Source organism: Planktotalea sp. (assembly GCF_039984035.1).
GTDB lineage: Bacteria > Pseudomonadota > Alphaproteobacteria > Rhodobacterales > Rhodobacteraceae > Planktotalea.
The window spans coordinates 1-5201 of the sequence record NZ_JBDWVM010000116.1; the positions used below are offsets into that span (position 1 = coordinate 1).

The 5201-nt window shown below is 51.5% G+C and carries 7 protein-coding genes; 4 read left to right on the forward strand and 3 right to left on the reverse strand.

What is annotated here, in order from left to right; translation table 11 throughout:
• Both ubiB and ubiE read right to left on the reverse strand, forming a co-directional pair.
• The coding region (gene ubiB, locus ABJQ89_RS05295) for a 2-polyprenylphenol 6-hydroxylase (RefSeq protein WP_348495224.1) at positions 1-1402 on the reverse strand (1402 nt) is incomplete at its 3' end.
• Positions 1403-1405: 3 nt separating this feature from the next.
• A complete protein-coding gene (gene ubiE / locus ABJQ89_RS05300; protein ID WP_348495225.1) occupies positions 1406-2158 on the reverse strand; it encodes a bifunctional demethylmenaquinone methyltransferase/2-methoxy-6-polyprenyl-1,4-benzoquinol methylase UbiE in 753 nt (250 codons plus the stop codon).
• A 98-nt stretch (positions 2159-2256) separates the two neighbouring features.
• Here ubiE and mutM point away from each other — a divergent pair, with 98 nt between their 5' ends.
• The 3 genes from mutM (at position 2257) to rpsT (ending at position 4310) form a co-directional block, all read left to right on the forward strand.
• On the forward strand, positions 2257-3108 hold the full coding sequence (gene mutM / locus ABJQ89_RS05305) for a bifunctional DNA-formamidopyrimidine glycosylase/DNA-(apurinic or apyrimidinic site) lyase (protein ID WP_348495226.1): 852 nt from the start codon (positions 2257-2259) through the stop codon (positions 3106-3108).
• A 64-nt stretch (positions 3109-3172) separates the two neighbouring features.
• On the forward strand, positions 3173-3949 hold the full coding sequence (locus tag ABJQ89_RS05310) for an enoyl-CoA hydratase (RefSeq protein ID WP_348495227.1): 777 nt from the start codon (positions 3173-3175) through the stop codon (positions 3947-3949).
• Between the two features lie 97 nt (positions 3950-4046).
• Complete coding sequence (gene rpsT / locus ABJQ89_RS05315; RefSeq protein WP_348495228.1) at positions 4047-4310, forward strand: 30S ribosomal protein S20; 264 nt, start codon at positions 4047-4049, stop codon at positions 4308-4310.
• 161 nt (positions 4311-4471) lie between these two features.
• Here rpsT and ABJQ89_RS05320 read toward each other — a convergent pair whose 3' ends face one another.
• The gene (locus ABJQ89_RS05320; RefSeq protein WP_348495229.1) at positions 4472-4705 is read right to left on the reverse strand and encodes a hypothetical protein; all 234 of its coding nucleotides are present in this window, start codon (positions 4703-4705) and stop codon (positions 4472-4474) included.
• A 176-nt stretch (positions 4706-4881) separates the two neighbouring features.
• On the opposite strand from ABJQ89_RS05320, the gene ABJQ89_RS05325 reads away from it, so the two are divergent.
• A partial coding sequence (locus ABJQ89_RS05325; protein WP_348495230.1) for a DnaA N-terminal domain-containing protein occupies positions 4882-5201 on the forward strand: 320 nt, incomplete at its 3' end.

The window sequence follows — 5201 nt, forward strand, 5'->3', positions numbered from 1 at the left end:
CCTCGACTAGAACTGGCAACCGCGGCCCAAATCTGGATAGCACTTTTGCTGTTTTTGCTAGGTCGGCCATCATAGCGCGCGGACCGATGCTGTCTTTGATATAGTCTTCGACAACTGGCCGCGCGACTTGCCAAATATTCATGTAGGGGTCCATCGAACGCGCTACGCCTTCAACAACAACCATAGTTCGTTGCAGAAGGATAAGCTCGGTTCGTGTTTCCATGCCGAATCTCTCGGTCACCTCAAATAGATGACTAAACAAACGGCCCATCGACATCCGCGTGGCATCCATACCGAAGATTGGTTCACCAACAGCGCGCAAAGCACGCGCAAATTCATCGACATCCTGATCAGCTGGCACATAGCCCGCTTCAAAGTGGACTTCGGCGACACGTCGATAGTCACGACGGATAAACCCAAATAGAATCTCCGCATACACGCGCCGTGTATATTCATCGATATGTCCCATGATACCGAAATCAAACGCAATGATATCGCCATTTGGAGCGACCTTTAGATTGCCTTGGTGCATGTCAGCATGGAAATAGCCATCGCGCAGAGCGTGTAACAGGAATAGCTCAAGCACACGTGACGCCAAGTCCGCGCGATTATGACCCGCCGCATCAATCGCATCATTGTCGCCAAAAGGAACGCCCTCAGCCCAGCCAAGCGTCATGACACGTCTTCCAGACAGATGCCATTTGATCTCCGGCAAGGAAAAACCAGTATCGTCCTTGGTGTTTGCTGCGAACTCAGATGCCGCTGAACTTTCCAGTCGAAGGTCCAGCTCTCCCATCACGACACCGTCGAAATGCTCGATCACATCAAGCGGACGCAAACGGCGCGAGCTTGGCGACAAAAGCTCCACCATCCGCGCGCCAAAATAGAAGGCGTCAATGTCTTTGCGAAACGCTTTCTCGATGTCAGGGCGGAGCACTTTTACAGCAACCAGCTCACCTGTTTCCCGAATGCGTGCCTGATGAACTTGCGCTATTGATGCAGCAGCGACCGGCTCACTAAATTCCGAGAAAATCTCATCTGCCGTACCGCCTAGTTCGGCAGTGACGGACGCTTTGGCAACGTCGATCGGAAACGGCGGTAGTTTATCCTGCAAAACACGCAGTTGCATGGCCATTTCGGTCCCAACAACATCTGGGCGTGTCGATAAAATTTGACCTAGTTTGATGTAAGCAGGACCAAGCGCTGTCATCGCACGTGCGGGCGGAGCCATGCTCTCGTCGCCTTTAAAGCCAAGCCATTTGAACGGCCAAGCAAGCCCACGGGCCGCAATGCGCAAAGGTCGCGGAGCGTCCATAAGATCAAGAATGACACGCATCGCACCCGTACGCTCGAGCGTCGCGCCTGTCACAATAAGGCGCCAGATATTATGGGGACCGCGCATCGCTTAGATTTTCCAACCAGAGTGAAGCGCAGCAATGCCCATGGTCATATTACGATATTTCGCATTTTCGAAACCAGCTTGGCGCACCATATCCAGGAACGTGTCTTGATCAGGAAACTTGCGTATTGATTCGACCAAATACTGGTAACTGTCAGCATCATTGGCGATCAGCTTGCCCATGGGCGGAATCACATTGAATGAATACCGATCATACGCCCACTGCATCGCCGGATTCGGAATTTGCGAAAACTCCAACACCATCAAACGGCCGCCTGGACGCAGAACGCGAAAAGCCTCATTGAGGGCTTCTTGCGGGCGGGTGACATTTCGAATGCCGAAGCTGATTGTGTAGACGTCAAAGGTGTTGTCATCAAAAGGCAGCGCCATGGCGTCCCCAACGACCCAATCCAGTGAATCGACCATCGCGCCCGCTTCTGCGCGTTTACGGCCTTCCTCCAGCATCGGAGCCGTTAGATCGAGCACTGTAGCGTGCCCACTCCCCGCCCTTTGCAGGAACCGAAACGATATATCGCCCGTGCCACCAGCAACATCCAAAAGCTTTTGACCTGCGCGCGGCGCGAGCCAATCCATCATAGCATCTTTCCAAATACGATGAATGCCCATCGACATCACGTCATTCATAATGTCGTATTTCGAGGCAACGGAATTAAACACACCTTGTACGCGGCCAGCTTTTTCCGCTTCTGGAACGGTCTCGAAGCCGAAATGGGTCGTGTCAGTATTTTGATCGCTCATGGGACTTGCCGCTTTTGTTGTTTGACCCTTCTTATAAACAGCCGCACACCCGTTACAATGCGCCCAATTGGACCACCCAACCCACAAAGGGGATGAACATGCCAGAATTACCCGAGGTTGAGACCGTCAAGCGGGGGCTAGCCCCTGTCATGGAAGGTGCACGCATCGTTCAAGCGAATGTAAATCGTCCAGATTTACGCTGGCCCTTCCCTGAAAATATGGCGAAACGGCTTACCGGAGCAACAATTCAGCGCCTGCGTCGACGATCCAAATACATCCTTGCCGACCTCGACACCGGCGAATCGCTTCTGATTCATTTGGGCATGTCAGGGCGTATGCTGATCTCTGGCGCAAAAGTAGGCAGCTTTACGCATGATCATCCCCCTGCTGAAAAACACGATCATGTGGTCTTTCACATGGAGAGTGGGGCACGCATTACCTTCAACGATCCGCGTCGTTTTGGAGCGATGGACTTGCTCAAAACTGAAACTGCAGAGCAGCATAAACTGCTCTCTGTGATTGGTCCTGAGCCGCTCGGGAATAGTTTTGATACCGACTACTTGATCAAGGCTCTTTCAAACAAGGCCAGCCCGATCAAGTCCGCTCTACTCGACCAGAGAATCGTGGCAGGTCTCGGAAATATATATGTGTGTGAAACGCTTTACCGTGCCGGGATCTCGCCGTTGCGCAAAGCAAATCAGATTTCAAAGCCTCGTGTCGCGACCCTCGTTCCGATCATTCGAGATGTCCTGAATGAAGCTATCGATGCTGGGGGTTCTTCCCTAAAAGACTTCCGTCAAGCGAGCGGTGATCTGGGCTATTTTCAACATAGTTTTGATGTTTATGGGCGCGAAGGTGATGCCTGCCGCACAACCGAGTGCAAAAGTGAAATTAAACGTGTTGTGCAATCGGGACGTTCAACTTTCTATTGTAGCAACTGCCAAAGATAGCTTGAAACGTACCGCGCACCTGATAAGCAAACAGGTCTGAACGAAACAACAAAGAGCTATCCATATGGCCTATGAAACGCTGATCGTCGAAATCGAAGATCACGTCGCCCTCATTCGCATCAATCGCCCTGAAGCGATGAATGCGTTGAATTCTCAGGTTCTGGGAGAGCTCAGCACCGCTCTCAAAGAGGCTGATGAGAACGACAAAGTACGTTGCATCGTCCTGACAGGGTCGGACAAAGCATTTGCCGCTGGTGCGGATATCAAAGAAATGTCCGAAAAAACCTTCGTTGAGATGTTTCTTTCGAACTTCTTTGCTGATGAAGGCGACGCTGTCCGCGCGACTCGCAAGCCTATTATTGCAGCGGTTGCTGGGTATGCGCTTGGTGGCGGTTGTGAATTGGCGATGATGTGCGATTTCATCATCGCGGCGGACACAGCTAAGTTTGGCCAACCCGAAATCAACCTTGGTGTTGTTGCCGGTATCGGCGGCACACAGCGCCTAACCCGATTCGTAGGCAAGTCTAAATCGATGGATATGCATCTAACGGGCCGCTTCATGGACGCCGAAGAAGCAGAGCGCAGCGGACTGGTAAGTCGCGTTGTTCCTGCGAAAAAGCTTAAAGAAGAAGCGCTTGGCGCTGCTGTAAAGATTGCTGAGAAGTCTGTTCTGACCTCTATGGCAGTCAAAGAAGCGGTTAACCGCAGCTATGAAACAACTCTGAGCGAAGGCATCTTGTTCGAACGTCGGTTGTTCCATTCGCTCTTTGCGACAGAAGACCAAAAAGAAGGGATGGCGGCCTTCCTCGAGAAACGTCAGGCACAATTCCGAGACAAATAAACCATCCTAGCCCTTGGGCCTGTTGACAGGGACGCGAGTCGGCCCTAAGACGCGGCTTCGAGATAAAACCGAACCCAAACAGTGGGACGACGAAATTATGGCAAATTCGCCTCAAGCAAAAAAACGCGCTCGTCAAAACGAAGCACGTTTTCAAGTAAACAAAGCGCGTCGTTCGCGCATCCGTACTTTTCTGCGTAAAGTAGAAGAGGCGATCACATCCGGTGACAAAGATGCGGCATCTGCTGCTCTGCGTGACGCACAGCCAGAGCTGATGCGCGGTGTGACAAAAGGTGTTTTCCACAAGAACACAGTGGCGCGCAAAATGTCCCGCCTCTCCGCTCGTGTGAAAGCGATCGGCTAAGTCTAGCCAAGCGGCTAAACGCTAAGTTTGATGTTAAGCGCCACCTGCAACAGGTCGGCGCTTTCGTCGTTTTGGGGAAAGCTTGACGAAGCGCATCCCGATTCTTGAAGATCTATCTATAGATGGGTCAGTCAAGCTGAGATATTCCAGAATTCCATTTCTTAAGTGATTTGTTGCAATTCTCCAGAAGAAATAGATTCTTTTCCACCAATCTCTGAGTCAAGCGCATTGATAAGTTGATGCAACGCCTGACGACTTGCTAGCAATGTCGAGCGATTCACGTCGCCTTGGGATAGTTTGAAAAATTTGTCATCGCTCCTGACGCCTGCACTTTGGTGAACAGCACCTTTTTGCGTCGAGCCTGACAAACGTACCCTAGGGAGGAGTTGAGCCATTACGCAGTGTTCGATTGGGACGCGGATACTGCAGGGTCATCTCTTTTCTGTTGGAAGCGCCATTCGGCGCAGTCTGCTTCGCTGTAGACCACCAACAGATCGACGGAAAATTCGAGAGATCTGCTCTCTCGGTATGAACTCGTGTGAAGAAATGTTGGGAAAGAAAGAAACAATATATGACCGACGACGATTGGGGACAGCTGCAAGACACTCTACGCGCATCTGTAGGCAAGAATAACTACACCAATTGGATTGGTCCGCTCACTTTCTTGGGCACAAAAAACGGCGTAGCGAGCTTTAGCGTTCCTACAAACTTCTTGGGCAACTATGTCTCCCAGAACTTTGGCGACATGATCATCTATCAGGCTCAACAAGCCGGTCATCAGGTTCAGCGCGTGCACTTCACTGTTTTGAAGACAGGCGCGAGCGAAGCGCAGAAGCTTCCTAAGAACCCGACCAAACCTGTTCACGTCGCGCCAGAACCGGCGAAGCCAAC

What these genes read in the sequence shown, in the direction of transcription:
- ubiE (WP_348495225.1), bottom strand. Translation starts at nt 2,158, where the DNA reads ATGAGCGATCAAAATACTGACACGACCCATTTCGGCTTCGAGACCGTT.
- rpsT (WP_348495228.1), top strand. Translation starts at nt 4,047, where the DNA reads ATGGCAAATTCGCCTCAAGCAAAAAAACGCGCTCGTCAAAACGAAGCA.
- mutM (WP_348495226.1), top strand. Translation starts at nt 2,257, where the DNA reads ATGCCAGAATTACCCGAGGTTGAGACCGTCAAGCGGGGGCTAGCCCCT.
- ABJQ89_RS05310 (WP_348495227.1), top strand. Translation starts at nt 3,173, where the DNA reads ATGGCCTATGAAACGCTGATCGTCGAAATCGAAGATCACGTCGCCCTC.
- ABJQ89_RS05320 (WP_348495229.1), bottom strand. Translation starts at nt 4,705, where the DNA reads ATGGCTCAACTCCTCCCTAGGGTACGTTTGTCAGGCTCGACGCAAAAA.